The sequence below is a fragment of the Candidatus Pelagibacter sp. HIMB1715 genome (assembly GCF_052047595.1).
Classification (GTDB): domain Bacteria; phylum Pseudomonadota; class Alphaproteobacteria; order Pelagibacterales; family Pelagibacteraceae; genus Pelagibacter.
Genome location: NZ_JBNAJY010000004.1, coordinates 31061 through 46202 on the forward strand (window position 1 = coordinate 31061; position 15142 = coordinate 46202).

The 15142-nt window shown below is 31.3% G+C and carries 15 protein-coding genes; 8 read left to right on the forward strand and 7 right to left on the reverse strand.

Translation table 11 applies throughout. The features are described from left to right. The first annotated feature begins 28 nt into the window (after positions 1 to 28). The 4 genes from ACTTAY_RS01645 to ACTTAY_RS01660 are packed head-to-tail and all read left to right on the forward strand — an operon-like array spanning position 29 to position 3964. Positions 29 to 1090 (forward strand): quaternary amine ABC transporter ATP-binding protein, encoded by a 1062-nt coding sequence (locus ACTTAY_RS01645; protein WP_440672126.1) that lies wholly within the window; start codon positions 29 to 31, stop codon positions 1088 to 1090. After that, a complete protein-coding gene (locus ACTTAY_RS01650) occupies positions 1080 to 2585 on the forward strand; it encodes an ABC transporter permease (protein WP_440672127.1) in 1506 nt (501 codons plus the stop codon). The genes ACTTAY_RS01645 and ACTTAY_RS01650 overlap by 11 nt, the downstream gene beginning before the upstream one ends. A 9-nt stretch (positions 2586 to 2594) precedes the next feature. Beyond that, positions 2595 to 3212 (forward strand): LysE/ArgO family amino acid transporter, encoded by a 618-nt coding sequence (locus ACTTAY_RS01655; RefSeq protein WP_440672128.1) that lies wholly within the window; start codon positions 2595 to 2597, stop codon positions 3210 to 3212. Continuing rightward, positions 3209 to 3964, forward strand: coding sequence for an alpha/beta fold hydrolase (locus ACTTAY_RS01660; RefSeq protein WP_440672129.1), 756 nt, complete (start codon positions 3209 to 3211; stop codon positions 3962 to 3964). The genes ACTTAY_RS01655 and ACTTAY_RS01660 overlap by 4 nt, the downstream gene beginning before the upstream one ends. 55 nt (positions 3965 to 4019) lie before the next feature. Here ACTTAY_RS01660 and ACTTAY_RS01665 read toward each other — a convergent pair whose 3' ends face one another. From ACTTAY_RS01665 to ACTTAY_RS01675, 3 genes are all read right to left on the reverse strand, one after another. Then, the gene (locus tag ACTTAY_RS01665; RefSeq protein WP_440672130.1) at positions 4020 to 4385 is read right to left on the reverse strand and encodes a rhodanese-like domain-containing protein; all 366 of its coding nucleotides are present in this window, start codon (positions 4383 to 4385) and stop codon (positions 4020 to 4022) included. A gap of 21 nt (positions 4386 to 4406) precedes the next feature. Further along, the gene (hisD, locus tag ACTTAY_RS01670) at positions 4407 to 5687 is read right to left on the reverse strand and encodes a histidinol dehydrogenase (RefSeq protein WP_440672132.1); all 1281 of its coding nucleotides are present in this window, start codon (positions 5685 to 5687) and stop codon (positions 4407 to 4409) included. A 75-nt stretch (positions 5688 to 5762) separates the two neighbouring features. Next, positions 5763 to 6674 (reverse strand): bifunctional enoyl-CoA hydratase/phosphate acetyltransferase, encoded by a 912-nt coding sequence (locus ACTTAY_RS01675; RefSeq protein WP_440672133.1) that lies wholly within the window; start codon positions 6672 to 6674, stop codon positions 5763 to 5765. An 80-nt stretch (positions 6675 to 6754) separates the two neighbouring features. Between ACTTAY_RS01675 and ACTTAY_RS01680 the strand changes: the two genes are divergently transcribed. Next, a complete protein-coding gene (locus ACTTAY_RS01680) occupies positions 6755 to 7603 on the forward strand; it encodes a bile acid:sodium symporter family protein (protein ID WP_075505896.1) in 849 nt (282 codons plus the stop codon). Here ACTTAY_RS01680 and ACTTAY_RS01685 read toward each other — a convergent pair. Next, positions 7596 to 8552, reverse strand: coding sequence for a MarR family transcriptional regulator (locus tag ACTTAY_RS01685; RefSeq protein WP_440672134.1), 957 nt, complete (start codon positions 8550 to 8552; stop codon positions 7596 to 7598). The genes ACTTAY_RS01680 and ACTTAY_RS01685 overlap by 8 nt on opposite strands. 118 nt (positions 8553 to 8670) lie before the next feature. On the opposite strand from ACTTAY_RS01685, the gene ACTTAY_RS01690 reads away from it, so the two are divergent. After that, positions 8671 to 8868 (forward strand): hypothetical protein, encoded by a 198-nt coding sequence (locus ACTTAY_RS01690; RefSeq protein WP_440672135.1) that lies wholly within the window; start codon positions 8671 to 8673, stop codon positions 8866 to 8868. Here the strand turns inward: ACTTAY_RS01690 and ACTTAY_RS01695 are convergent. The 3 genes from ACTTAY_RS01695 to ACTTAY_RS01705 are packed head-to-tail and all read right to left on the reverse strand — an operon-like array spanning position 8857 to position 12507. After that, positions 8857 to 9861, reverse strand: a complete 1005-nt coding sequence (locus ACTTAY_RS01695; RefSeq protein ID WP_440672136.1) for an Ldh family oxidoreductase — start codon at positions 9859 to 9861, stop codon at positions 8857 to 8859. The two genes, ACTTAY_RS01690 and ACTTAY_RS01695, sit on opposite strands and share 12 nt — an antisense overlap. Then, the gene (locus ACTTAY_RS01700) at positions 9862 to 11016 is read right to left on the reverse strand and encodes an epoxide hydrolase family protein (protein ID WP_440672137.1); all 1155 of its coding nucleotides are present in this window, start codon (positions 11014 to 11016) and stop codon (positions 9862 to 9864) included. Between the two features lie 3 nt (positions 11017 to 11019). Continuing rightward, on the reverse strand, positions 11020 to 12507 hold the full coding sequence (locus ACTTAY_RS01705) for an aldehyde dehydrogenase (protein ID WP_440672138.1): 1488 nt from the start codon (positions 12505 to 12507) through the stop codon (positions 11020 to 11022). A gap of 220 nt (positions 12508 to 12727) precedes the next feature. Between ACTTAY_RS01705 and ACTTAY_RS01710 the strand changes: the two genes are divergently transcribed. Further along, on the forward strand, positions 12728 to 13768 hold the full coding sequence (locus ACTTAY_RS01710; RefSeq protein WP_428079873.1) for a TRAP transporter substrate-binding protein: 1041 nt from the start codon (positions 12728 to 12730) through the stop codon (positions 13766 to 13768). A 90-nt stretch (positions 13769 to 13858) separates the two neighbouring features. After that, on the forward strand, positions 13859 to 15142 hold the full coding sequence (locus tag ACTTAY_RS01715) for a TRAP transporter large permease (RefSeq protein WP_440633518.1): 1284 nt from the start codon (positions 13859 to 13861) through the stop codon (positions 15140 to 15142).

Below are 15142 nucleotides of genomic sequence, written 5' to 3' on the forward strand. Positions count from 1 at the left end.
GTATATTTTCCTAAATTAAAAGACAAAAATGGATTCATCGAGTTCAGCAATACAAATTCAAAATGTTTGGAAAGTATTTGGTAATACTTCTAAAGAAGCATTAGATGCAATCCAAAATAAAAAAATTTCAAAAACAGAAGCTTTAGAAAATTATAACTCAGTTATTGGAGTTTCAGATGTTTCTTTTGATGTTAAACAAGGTGAAATATTCTGTGTTATGGGGCTTTCTGGAAGTGGAAAGTCTACATTAGTAAGGCATATTAATAGACTTTTAGAGCCAACATCAGGCAAAATTTTAATTAATGGTCAGGATGTAATGGCCTTAGATAGAGAAAACCTTCAAGAATTAAGAAATAAAAAAATAGGTATGGTTTTTCAAAACTTTGCACTTATGCCTCATAGATCTGTTGTTGATAACATTGCAATGCCACTTGAAATAAGAGGTGTTAGTAAAAATGATAGATTAGATGCTGCAAATAAAATTTTAGAAATTGTAGAGCTGCAAGGTTGGGGCAATAAGTTTGCTCACGAACTATCTGGAGGAATGCAACAAAGGGTAGGTCTAGCAAGAGCACTAGCAGCTGATCCTGAATTTCTGTTAATGGACGAACCTTTTAGTGCATTAGATCCACTGATTAGAAGACAGCTTCAAGCTGAATTCATTAAACTTTCTAAACAAATGAAAAAAACCACAGTATTTATTACTCATGATTTAGATGAAGCAGTAAGGGTAGGACACAGAATTGCAATTATGAGAGATGGAAAAGTAATCCAAATAGGTACTCCCGAAGAAATAGTTGTAAGTCCTGCAGATGAATATGTTGCTGACTTTGTAAAAGGAATTTCAAGACTAAAAGTTGTTCAAGCAAAAACAATCATGCAATCCATTGAGAGTTATGAGAGTGCTAATGGAAAATTAAATGAAAACAGCAAAAGTGTTGGAGAAAATGAATTATTAAGCAAGCTCATTGAGTTATCAAAATCTAGCGAAGGACCATTGGTAGTTAAAGATAATAATCAAAATAATGTTGGTGTGTTAACACAATCAGATCTTTTAAAGGCGGTTATAGAGGGTGGAGATGGAGAATAAACAAATACATAATCCAACTAGATCAGAATTAATTACAGATTTTGTAAAATCTAATCCTGAATATTATATTAAAGAGTTTCAAAAAATTGGAAGCAAACCATCTTTTTCATTTTCATTTAATTTGTATGCTGGAATTCTAGGACCTATTTGGTTTGGAATGAGAAATATTTGGAATTGGGCTTTAGCCTTTCTAATTATTGAAACCTTTTCTGTTGTTCAAATTATTAGAGGTTTATTTGGTAATATCACTAAAGAAGCTGTAGAAAAAATTAAACAAGTCGAATCAACAATAGCTTTTAGAAACAAACAGTTAGAAGCTGCTATTACAAATAATCCAGACAAAGTTGAAGTTTATAAAAGAAATATCAAATCACTAGAAGATGCAATGCAAGGCTACATAGATGAAGTGGCAAGAATAGAAGCATCAGCTATTTGGATTACAATATTTGGTATTGGATTGTTAATAGCAATCAAAATTGTTCAAGGAATTTTAGCTAACTCGATATTAGAAAAAAGATATTCAGAGTGGTTGTCAGATAAAACAATAAGACCTGGAATGCAGGTTAAGAACTTTGTATCGAGCACAATGTTTGCTGCAGTTATTATGTTTTTTTCTGTTGTGCATTATAGTTTTCCAGGTGTTATTACGTTAATGGATGATTTCCCAACTCATCCAGATATCAGGTTAACATCAATAAAATGGGTAGAAACGATCTTCGATTATGCGGTATTAAAAGGAGATGCTTTGTTTACTGCAATTACTATTGGAATCAGATCTGTATTAGATTTCTTAGAGTTGCTATTTGTAAAAACTCCTTGGATAGTAATTATCACAACTATTGTAACCTTAACAGGATTAGCAGCAGGACCTAGAGCTGCAATATATTCAGCAGGATTTTTATGTTACATGGGATTTTTAGGTTTCTGGGTTAAAGCTATGACAACACTAGCTCTTTTAGGAACAGCAGCTGTATTAAGTATTGTAATTGGTATTCCACTTGGAATTTTTTGTGCAAGGCGTCAAAGATTTTATTCAATGATCAGACCAATTATGGATTTTATGCAAACAATGCCTGCTTTCGTATTCATGATTCCTGTAATAGCATTTTTTGGAACTGGAAAAGTCGCAGCAGTTATTATTACAATGATATTTGGTGGAACACCTGTAGTTAGACTAACAGTTCTTGGCTTAAGAGGAGTACCTGAAACAATTAGAGAAGCTGCAATCGCTTATGGTGCATCTAAATGGTATTTGCTTAGAAAAGTAGATTTACCATTAGCAACTCCATCTATATTAGCAGGTGTTAATCAAACAGTAATGTTAAGTTTAGCAATGGTAGTTGTTGCATCATTAATCGGTGCCAAAGGTTTAGGTCAAGATGTATTAGAAGCACTTCAGTATGCCAATGTAGGACAAGGTATTTTAGCAGGCGTTGCTATATTATTTGTAGCTCTTATTCTTGATAGAGTTGTTCAGGGTAGAAAAAGAGTTTAAGAAAAATCAATGGAATATGTATTATTAGGTTTTTTAACCAGCTTAAGTTTAATTTTAGCAATTGGTGCTCAAAACATATTTGTAATTGAACAGGGTTTAAAAAAACAGCATGTATTTTTAGTTTGTTTAGTTTGCTCTGTTTCAGATTTGATATTAATTTTTGTTGGAATTTTTTTATTTCATTTTTTTAACCAATTTTTTAATCCATTAGTAGAATTTATTTTCAATTTTGTTTTGGTGGTTTTTTTAATTCATTTTATATATTCAAAAATAAAAACTCATTATAAAGAAGTTAGTTTTCAAAGTAATGTTAGTGCAATATCAAAGATAAATATTTTCTTAAAAACTTTAGGGTTCACATATTTAAATCCACATGTTTACTCTGATACAGTTTTTATTCTTGGAAATTTCTCTAAGAATTACTTATTAAATCAAAAATTAGCATTTGGGATAGGAGCGTCTTTTGCTTCATTTTTGTTTTTCTTTACTTTAGGATATTTATCAAATTATCTATCTAAGTATGCCAATGACAAAAAAATCTGGCAGGTAATAAATATTTTCATCATAGCTTTTATGAGTTTTTTAGTTTTGTTTATTTTAAAGGAAATGATAATTAAGTTTTTATGAGTGATATTTTTGTAGATGATAAGGGAGAAGGCTTTCCATTTGTTTTAGTCCATGGATATCTGGGTTCTTCAGAAATGTGGTGCTTTCAAAAAGATTATTTTTCAAAAAATTTTAGAGTTATAGCTCCAGCTCTACCTGGTTTTGGTGAAAGTCATAATGCTCGATCATTAAATTCTATTAATGCTATGGCAAAAAAAATAATTGAAATACTAGATGAAAAAAAAATCGAAAAATTTAATTTAATTGGACATTCAATGGGTGGAATGATTGTTCAAGAAATAACAAAGTTAATTGGTAATAGAGTTAATAAATTAATCTGTTTTGCAACAGGATCTATTGGAGATATCCCCGGTAGATTTGAAACTATGGACGAAACAAGAGAGAAACTTAAGAAAGAGGGTACTGAAGTATCATTTTCAAGAGTTCCACCTAAATGGTTTGTAAAAGGAGATAAAGATAAAAATTATTTTTTATGCGCTAATGCAGTTAAAAATGTTTCATTAGAAACTGCTGATAAAGCTTTACTTGCAATGAAAAATTGGAGAGGTATTGATAATTTAAAAAATATTAAAAATGACACTCTAATAATATGGGGTGATAAAGATATCTCTTATAATTTTGATCAGGTAGACACATTAAATAAAAATATTAAGAGTAGTCGACTAGAAATATTTGAAAATTGCAGCCACAATGTTCACTTAGAAGAACCAGATAAATTTAATAATCTTGTAAATAATTTTATCTCAGAATAATATTTTTTTAAGCTTACTTAACTTTTATACTTTAGCTTTGAGATTTGTCTGACTACTAATCTTTTAATTTTTCCCACTCTGACATACCGCCAGTAATATTTTTAACATTCTTAATTCCCATTTCTTTCATTGTTTTTGTAGCAAGAGTTCCTTGTCCACCTAGACCACAAAATACAACATATTCTTTGTCAGGATTTTTTTTAAAAGTATCGTTTTCGATAGGACTTCCTTCAGCTAAATAAAATTCTAGCAAACCTCTATCTAAATGCATTGCATTTCCAATAGTCCCTTTAGAAAAACTTTCTTTGTCTCTAACATCAATAAATTGAACGTTAGGATCGTTTAATTTTTTTTTTGCTTCTTCAGCAGTTATGTTTTCTATTTCATTGCTGACGCTCATTACTTCTTCAAATTTTTTCATTTTAACTCCTGTTAAGTATTTTTAATAACCGTATTTTTTAAGCCTAACGTCACCAGTTCTTGCATGAGCTTCCATACCTTCGTATCTAGATATTCTGGCAGCTGCTGCACCAACTAGTTCTGTAGATTCTTTTGTCATTCTTTGAAAACTTAAAGTTTTAATGAATTTACCAACAAAAAGACCTCCAGTGTATCTGCCAGCACCTTTAGTTGGCAAAATATGATTTGTTCCAGAACATTTATCTCCATAAGCAACTGTTGTTTCTTCTCCAACAAATAAAGAACCATAATTTGTAAGTCTTTTATGAAACCATTCTAGATTTTCAGTTTGAACTTCTAAATGCTCAGGAGCATATTCATCACTAATTTTAACCATCTCCTCATCAGTATCACAAAGAATTACTTCTCCATAATCTCTCCATGCTGCATCAGCATTTTGCCTTGGAACCTCTGGAAGTTCTGCAATTAATTCAGGAACTCTTTTCATTACTTTTTCTGCAAGGTCTTTGCTTGTTGTGTATAACCAACATGGTGAGTTATACCCATGTTCTGCTTGACCCACTAAGTCAACTGCAACTATTTCAGGATCTGCCTTAGCATCAGCAATAATTCCAATTTCAGTAGGGCCTGCAAATAAATCAATCCCCACTTTTCCAAATAATATTCTTTTTGCTTCAGCTACAAATTGGTTACCAGGTCCTACAATTATATCTGCTGGAGGATTATTAAATAATCCATTTGTCATTGCAGCAATAGCTGGAACTCCACCTAAATTTAAAATTACATCTGCTCCACATAAATCAGCCGTATAAACAATCGTTGGATGAGCTCCAACACCTTCTTTTGGTGGGCTACATGCAATAATATTTTTAACACCAGCAACTTTAGCGGTAGTTACACTCATTACGGCAGATGCAATGTGAGCATATCTTCCTCCTGGTATATAGCAACCAGCAGTGTTAACAGGAATTAACTTTTGACCGGCAAACAAACCATCAGATAATTCTACCTCAAAATCTTGACCATAATTTTTAAGCTGAGCTTCAGCAAATTTTCTAACTCTATCATAAGAAAATTGAATATCGTCTTTTGTTTTTTGATCTAGAGTTTTCTTAATCTCTTCAATTCTCTCCTTGGAAACAATTATTTCACCATCGTATTTGTCAAATTTTTTTGTTAAATCAATGCATCCTTGTTCTTTTGTATTTTCTAAATCATTTAATAGATCCTGAACAATTCCAGTTGTTTTAGTATCATCTGTTGAAGATGTTTTTGGTGATTTTTTTAGATATTGTATAGTCATTGAATGTTTCCTTTTTTTTGAGAGTAGTTGTTTAAAGTATAAAAGATATTAATTCAATTGATTAATAATTTTAAATTAGTCTAAAGCTACTACTGCCGCAGCTATTGATGCTAATCTTGCTTGTGCTTCATCTGATCTACTAGTTATTACAACTGGGACTTTTCCTCCTACCACAACTCCTGCAGCACAGGCTCCCATAAAATAAATCATCATTTTAACTAGAGCATTTCCAGTTTCAACACTTGGAACTAATAATACATCAGCTTCTCCAGCAACTAAATTTTTAATACCTTTAATTCCAGCAGATTTTTTAGAAATACTATTATCAAATGCTAAAGGTCCAAATACATCCGCGTTCAAATTTTCTTCTTTAGCAAGTTTTGTTATTTCAGCAGCTTCAATTGAACTTGGTACACTCTCTAAAACTTCTTCTGTTGCAGACAATACGGAAACTTTTGGTCTTTCAATTCCAATACGATTTGAAAAATTTATTACATTTTTCAAAATATGCATTTTAGTTTTAACATTTGGCAATACATTTAAAGCACCATCAGTTATTATTAATGGCTTGTCATCTTTTCCAATAGTCATATGCCAGATATGACTTAATCTAGTTTTGCCTAATAAATTATACTCTCTCTTTAAAACTTCTTTCATTAGAACATCAGTATGAATATGTCCTTTAACAATTATTTTAACTTTACCTTCACTTGCAAGTTTAGCTGCAATTTTTGCTGTATTGTTTTCAACTGGCTCATGGATAAGTTCATATTTTGAAATATCCCAACCAAGATCCTCAGCACATTTTTGTATTTCAACTTCATGACCAATAAAAACTGGTTCAATTAAATTTTCATTTACAGCATCTTGAACAGACAACATAGGTAAAGGTTTACCAGCATTTACAACTGCAACTCTTATTCCTTTTTTACTATGAGCTATATCTAATAGTTTATTTGGACAGACAATTTCTTTGTTTGAGAGCATTTTTTACAAATATAGTATTATTAAAATATGTATATAGAAATAATATACGAAAAAGTTATAATTTATCTGAGATTTAAAACATGGAAATAGTTACTAAAATAGCACCATTAGCTTTAGCATTGATAATGCTTGGCCTAGGACTTGGTTTATCTGTAAAAGATTTTACTAGAGTAATTAGAAATCCAAAAGATTTTTTAATTGGAATAACTTGCCAATTAATTCTTTTACCAATTGTTGCATACATATTGGTTTTAATTTTAAGATTACCGATCGAAATAGCTTTAGGTTTAATGATTATAGCTGCAGCACCAGGAGGTGTTACATCAAATGTTCTTACTAAGTTTGCAGATGGAGATGTAGCTTTATCAATTTCTTTAACAGCTGTTGGAAGTTTAATTAGTATTATTTCAGTTCCATTTATAGTTTTTACTTCAGCTGGAATGCTAGGGGTTACTGAAATGTCTACAGAGATTACCATGACAGGGATTGCACTTAAAATGGCTTTAGTTGTAACTGTTCCGGTAATTATAGGAATGGTTATAAGAGGATTTGCAGAGAATTTTATTTCTTCAAATATTAATATCGTGAATAGAACGACTAGTTTATTATTTGTTATTGTATTTGCAGCAATTTGGATTGAAGAAAGAGAAAATATTTTTAATTATTTAGCTCAAGCTGGAATAGCGGTTTTAGTTTTAAATATAGTGATGATGATTTTAGCTTTTTATATAGCTAAAGCTTTTGCAACTGGAGTTGCTCAGAGAAAATGTATTTCTTTAGAGTGTGGTCTTCAAAATGGAACTTTAGCAGTATTCGTTGCAACTCAAATTTTTAATGATGTTGCTTACATGATACCAACAGCTGCTTATGCTTTAGTCATGTATATTACAGGATTTATTTTTATTTATATCTTAAGAAGATCTAGTTAATTGTAGTTTTATTTAAAATTTTATAAATTAGTTCTGAAATCTCTTTTACTGTTCTTTCTTGCATTTTCTGAGTATTTGAAAAAACTTTTTTTTCAATGCTAACTGAAATTAATTTTTTTTGATCTATTTTAGCATAACCTTTTTTGATTAAAAAATTTACTTTTCGAACAACTGTTGGTCTCGGAATACCTGTTATGTCTGATATAGACATAGAATTTAATCCAACTTTGTCTGCATAAGATATTCTCTTTCTCCACTTTTCAATATCTATATCGTGTAAAACTAAATCTTTATTTGATGATGCATTAGATATTAAAAGTAAGGCTATACATAATGTTTCTAAATCACCTAATTCCTTCCTCCATCGGAAATAGTAAGAAAAAATAAATTTATAAAATTCGTACCAACAAAAAGAAAAATGTTTCTTAATACCATCTGATATTTCTGTTGAGGAAAGAGAGTTTGTAATTTGATTTTCTTGTTTTAAAATTTTTGAAGAAATAGATATTAAATACGATAAATTTTTTAATGCAGATATTGGCTGCACTGTTTCATAATTAGATCTATCAATAAAAATTTTTTTTCTTGATCGTTTAATTACGCCTATTTTTTCTAGATAAATAATCTTTCTTCTTACACTTTCTTTAGGGATTTGAAGACCTCTAGAAATTTCAATAATTTTAATTTCTTCGATTTCTAAAGTTTTATCTTTATAAAAGGTGTTGTAATCGACCTGAATTCCATTTTTTTTATAGAATTTAAAATCATTATTAACCAAATAGATTAAGACCATGTACATTTCTATGTCTTTGAAATTGGAATAAGCATTAATTATCCATTCAGATACAAATTTATAAAAAGCTGGAACGAAATTATTAAATTTTTTGTTGATTACTGAAGTAACCATTTTTTCATCCAGTGCGTCAGATATGCTCGGTAATGTACTCATGATTTAAAAAAAAAACCCAATATGGACAATACTAAAAGAAGTGTCAACCCATTTTGGACATTCCTAGTATGTAATAATGTAACTAGTAATGATTATATAAAATTGTAATTAAAAATTTATGAGTACAGAGAGCTTAAATAGAACATCCGTTGAAATTGAGAACCCCTCTCAAAGTCTTGAAGCTCAACAAAGAGTGAATGTGGATGTTCTAAAGCAAAGACTTCTTGAAGAGAAAAAAAAGGAAAAAGTTAAAAGAACAATCATTGTTTCTTCTGTTGTTGCTTGTTTAGGAGTTTTAACTTTTTTAACTTATTAAAGTTTCTAAATCTTTTTTAATAATATCTGGAATATTGATTTCTTTTTTAAGATTTTGTTTGTAACGATTAAATTTGTTTTGTCCTGGATACATTATTTCTTTAACACCTTTAATCTTAGGAAGTTTTTTAATTGTTTTAATATTGTCTTTAATTCTTTGATTATAATTTTTTTGAAATAAGTTTGCTTTAAACGTTATAAATAAATGTCCAATATTTTGTGGTCCTGAAAAATCATCAAAAGGATCTTTAACTCTACCTGCATGATTTCCTCCAGTTAGTACACCACTTAAAATATCAACCATCCAAGCAAGTCCTGAACCTCTAAAACCAGCAATAGGTAATTGAACTCCCGCTAATGCTTTTTTAGCATCAGTGGTTGGTTTTCCAAATTTATCTAATGCAACACCCGCAGGAATTGTTTGATTGTTTCTTGCGGCAACTCGAATTTTACCTCTGTTAATCATTGAGATTGAAGTATCTAAAATAAAAGGAATTTTAGAACCAGTAGGGGTTCCAAAACATATTGGATTAGTTCCAAATAAAGTTTTTAATGCACCATGAGGAGCAACTGCTGGAGGAGCATTAGTATAAATCATAGCAATTAAATTTTTTTTAACCGCTTGTTCTGCGTAATAACCTGATAAACCATAGTGACCACTATTTTTAACTGCAACCATTCCTATTCCAGTTTTTTGTGCATGTTTAATTGCAGTTTTTATTCCAAGATCAGCAGCTACAAATCCAATACTATTGTTAGCATCAATATGAGAAATAGAAGATGAAATTTTTTTAATTTTTATTTTTGGTTTTGGATTAATTACTTTTTTAGAAATTCTATCACAATACATTTTAAGTCTTGATAAACCATGACCGTAAGCTCCAACTAACTCTGCATTGATTAAAGCATTAGCAGAAATTAAAGCATGATCTTTACTTAAACCAAACTTTTGAAAAATTTTAATTACTTGATTTTTTAATAAAGGAGTTTTCACTTATTTGAATATTTTTAAATCTTCGTTAAAAAAATTTTTAATATCATTAATTAATAAATTTGGAACCTCTAAAGCTGCAAAATGACCACCTTTGGGAAATTTTTTCCATCTTTTAATATTAAAAATTCTGTTTACGTAGGATTTTGGAGGCCATTCTAGCATTTCTTTTGGAAATTCTGCTATTGCTGTTGGGACATTTATTTTTTTAAAGTTTTTTGGAAAAGACCTGCCGCCTTCTTTTCTTCTTCCAAAATAAATCCAAGCAGCAGTATTAAAACTATTTGTAATAATATAGATCATTATGTTTGATATTAATTCATCATTTGAAAATGTTTTTTCTATCTTGCCTTTGTTTAGGTGGGACCAACCATGAAACTTTTCTAAAATCCATGCTGCTGTTCCGACTGGACTATCTATCATTGCATAAGACAAACTTTGGGGTTTAGTTGCTTGTTGAGTCCTGTAGCCTTCCTGCATTATTTGATCAAAATTGAATTTTTTTTCCCATTTTTTCTCTTTATTATTTCTTGGTCCTTTTGGATGTCTGATTGGTAAACAATTAATATGAATTCCCTTACAATTTTTTGCACTATCAAGACCAATCCATGCAGCAATAGTGGCCCCCCAATCTCCACCTTGTACAATATAATTTTTATGACGTAAATTTTTGACCATAAATTTATTTAAAATTTTTCCAATCCTTCTTGGACCTAAAGCTTTTTTAATTGGAGTTGAAAAACCAAATCCTGGTAAAGAGGGCACAATGACATCAAAACCATCTTCAATTTTTCCACCAAATTTTTCAGGATGAGCAAGCTTTGGAATGATATCAAAAAACTCAATTACACTGCCAGGCCAACCGTGCAAAAGTAACAATGGTCTAGATTTAGGATTTTTACTTTTTTCAATAATAAAATGCAGATTTATACCATCCACATTGGTTTTGTAGTTTTTAAAAGAATTAATTTTGTTTTCAAATTTCTTCCAATTATATTTTGAAACCCAATATTGAGAGATTTTTTTTAAATAGTTATAATTAGTTCCATACTCCCATCCATTTACATTTTGCATCATGTTCCATGGATAGGCTCTTACTTTTTTGTAAATATTATTAAGTGTGCTTTTAGGCACACTTATTTTGTATGGTTTGATCATCAATTAGCTATGACTTATCCAGATTGTTTTCGTTTGAAGAAATGAATTCAAAGCTTCAGTACCTTGATCTCTACTTAAGGAGCCCGATTGCTTATATCCACCAAAAGGTGTTTTGATATCTCCCTCAGAAAAAGTATTCACTGACACAGTTCCACAGGGCAAGCTCTTAGCTAAATGAAATGCTCTGTTTATGTCTTGAGTAAACACACTTGCATGCAACCCATATTTAGAATTACTGGCAATTTTCAAAGCTTCTTCATCATTTTTTACAGTTAATACTCCAAGCACTGGTCCAAAAATTTCTTCCTGAGCGATAGTCATATTTTCCTTTAATCCATCAAATAAAGTTGGTTTTGCATAAAAACCTTTTTGATTTTTGCTTGAAACACCTCCGGATAAAAGTTTTGCCCCTTCATCAATACCTGTTTGAATGTATCCATCAACAGTTTGTAGATGACCTTTCGAAATCATAGATCCCATATTCGATTTAAGATCTAATGGATCTCCAACTTTTAACTTTTTAACTTTTTTAATAACTTTATGTAAAAATTCATCTTTAACTTTTTTATGAACTATCTGTCTCATATTTGCTGAACAGTTTTGTCCACCATTCCAAAATGCAGAATTCATAGCATTATCTATTAAATCATCAGTAATTTTAGCATCTTCTAATACTATAAATGGACTTTTTCCTCCCATCTCTAATGCAACAGGTTTTAAATTACTTTCACTTGCATATTTTAAAAAGTATCCTCCAACCTCAGTTGAACCTGTAAAAGAAACGGCATCAACATCTTTGTGTCGACCCAAAGCTTCACCAACATCACCATAACCTGGAAGCACATTTAAAACTCCATCCGGTACACCGGCTTCTTTTGCAATTTGAGCAACTCTAATAGCTGTAAGCGGCGTATCCTCCGCTGGTTTAATTATTACTGAACAACCCGCTGCAAGTGCTGGGGCCATTTTCCATACTGCCATCATTAAAGGAAAATTCCAAGGAACAATTCCAGCAACAACACCAATTGGTTCTTTAACAATTAGACTAGTGATAGATGGCTCCGTTGGACCAACTTTTCCAAAAACTTTATCAATTAATTCTCCATACCACTGAAAATGCATTGGAGCATCATTTGCGACTTCATTAATACAATCAGCAATAAGTTTACCTGTGTCTATACATTCTAAAACTGAATTTTCATCACCATGTTTTCTTAGTAATTGAGCAAATTTTAATAAAACTTCTTTCCTGTGTTCTGGAGAACTTTTAGACCAAACTCCACTGTTAAAAGCTTTTCTTGAAACTTTAACTGCTAGATCAACATCTTTATGATTACATTTTGCAACAGCACAAAGTTTTTTACCAGTTGCAGGATTTATTGTTTCAAATTTTTTTCCATCAATAGCATTTACATATTTTCCATTAATAAATGCTCTTCCTTCAAATTTAATTTTACTGGCTATTACTTTGTATTTGTTACCTGAGCTCATAAATTTTTCCTATACATTGTATTTATTTTATTTCTGAAATTTAGTCTAAAATACCTTGAGACTAAAATAAATAGATTAACTTCTAAATTATTAATTCAACTTTTGATTGTAATCCCATTTTGAATAAAATTTTTTTTTTATGTATACTTCGGTTGTAAACTTCACTAGGCTAAAATTAATTTAAATTAATACTTTAACTAACTAAGAGGAGATAAATAAAATGTTTATTAAAACAATAAGCAAGACACTTATTAAAGTGGTTGCAATTATTTTCTTTGCACAAGCTGCTTATGCAGAAATAACTCTTAAGCTTGGAACTACTGGTAGATTGGGTATGCCAATTGGTGACGCAATAGATCAGGCTTTAATACCAGCTATGGAGAAAGCATCTGGGGGTAAAATGAAAATTGAACCTCATTATCAAAGAAGCTTATGCGCAGAACAAAAATGTGGTGAACAAGCTAACCAAGGGCTTATAGCTTTGTGGACTAGTTCTACTGCAAACTATGGTAACTTTGGGCCTGAATTAGCAATTTTCGATTTGCCTTTTATTTTCAAATCATTAGAGGACGCTAAAAGAATATCAGATGAATGGTTAGCTGAAAGACAGTGTAAACTAGCTCTTGAAAATGCTGGTCACATTTGCCTTTCTGTATATTCAAGTGGAGGATTTAGACAGCTTGGAAATGCAACAAAACCTGTTCACGAACCAGATGATATGAAAGGACTTAAATGGAGAACTACTAAAAGTCCAGTTGAGTTCATGCTAGTTAAAAATTGGGGTGCAACACCAACACCTTATGACTGGAGTCAATTATATCAAGGTCTTCAATCAGGTGTAGTTGAAGGTCAATATGTTGCTAGTCCATGGCAGCATGTAGCAAAACTTCATGAAGTTGCAAAATATTTCACTGAGATCGGAGGAATGTGGTCTGGAAATATTTTAGCGATGGATGCTAAACAGTACAATGCATTGTCTGACCAACAAAGAAAATGGTTACATGAGGCAGCTGATGCTTATGGAGAAAAAGTAAACGAGTTGGATAACGCTTGGATTAAAAATGGTGAAGATGCAATTAAAGCATCTGCTAAAGAGTGGTATGTTCCAACAGAAGCAGAAATGACTAAGTGGAGAGCTGGTGCAATCGGTGCTTGGTTAGATGCTAAGGGTACTTTTGAACCAGAAGTAGCTAAAAGAGTACTTCTAGAACAAGGTATGGATGGATTTGTAGCTCAGTTAGAAGCAGCTGGAGCTCTATAATTCATTAATTAAAACTTTGTGAAGACCATTTAGTTCTATTTTAGAATTAGATGGTCTTTACCTAAAAATAATCATAACTTATAAATATCTATGGAAAGTATTATTTTACTTGTAGTACTCCTTTTGCTAATTTTATTAGGAGCTCCAATTGGTTTTATTTTAATACTGATACCATTTGTTTATATTCTATTAACAGATGCTGTTCCTCTTGTTTTAATTCCTAGTCAAATGTTTACCGCTATAGACTCGGTTCCATTGACCGCCATTGCATTCTTTATGTTAACAGGTGAGCTGATGACAAGCGCAACAATTACTGACCGTTTAGTTGCTTTAAGTAGAGCATTAATTGGACGTATAAGAGGAGGGTTGGCTCAAGTAAATGTTCTTGTGAGTATGTTTTTTGCAGGCATGAATGGTTCTGTTGTAGCAGATACAGCAACCGTTGGAGCGTTAGTTTTACCAGCTATGAAGAAAGCTGGCTATCCTGCTGCATTTTCAGCTGCGGTCACAGGTGTAAGTTCGACAATAGGAGGAATTATTCCACCTAGTATCATGATGATCGTTCTTGCTAACGCAACTGAAATTTCAATTGCATCTTTATTTGCAGCTGGGATTGTTCCAGGTATTTTGATTGGTGTTGTTATAATGGTAATCAATCATTACTTTGCAGTTAAATACAATTTCGAGCGTAGTGATCAGCCGTTCTCAGTTCGTCGAGCTGGTAAAGAATTGTATCGTTCTTCATTTGCTCTATTAATACCTTTGGTATTGGTAGGTTCAGTAATGGGAGGTGTCGCATCTGTTGTTGAGGCAGGTGCTATCACTGCTTTAGTTGCATTGTTTACAGGCGTATTTGTATACCGAACTATCAAATGGAAAGATTGCACAGGTGCTTTTCGTAGAGCATTCCGTAATTCAGCAATGGTTTTTATTATCATAGCTGCTTCAGGACCTTTTAGTTGGTTGCTTACTTCTCTTGGAGCAATTGGTGATCTTGAAACTTGGCTTTTAGGTTTAGCAGATTCTCCAATATTATTTATTTTAGCATTAATATTATTTATATTTCTTCTTGGAACTGTGATGGACTCAGCAGTAAACATTATTATTGTTGGTCCAGTACTTGTGAATGTTATGTCTCAAGCAGGTTTTCCAGAGGTGCAAGCTGCAATCGTTGTGATAGTAGGTTTTTTAATTGGTTCAGTGACACCACCAGTTGGCGTTGCGTACTTTACATCTGCAACAATTGCACAAGTTCGTTTAGAAAAAGTAGCTGTTGCTTTAATTCCTTACCTGGTTGGACTATTTTTACTATTATTTTTTATCTTAGTTGTTCCAGAATTAACAATGTTTCTTCCTAATCTATTGAGTAATTAA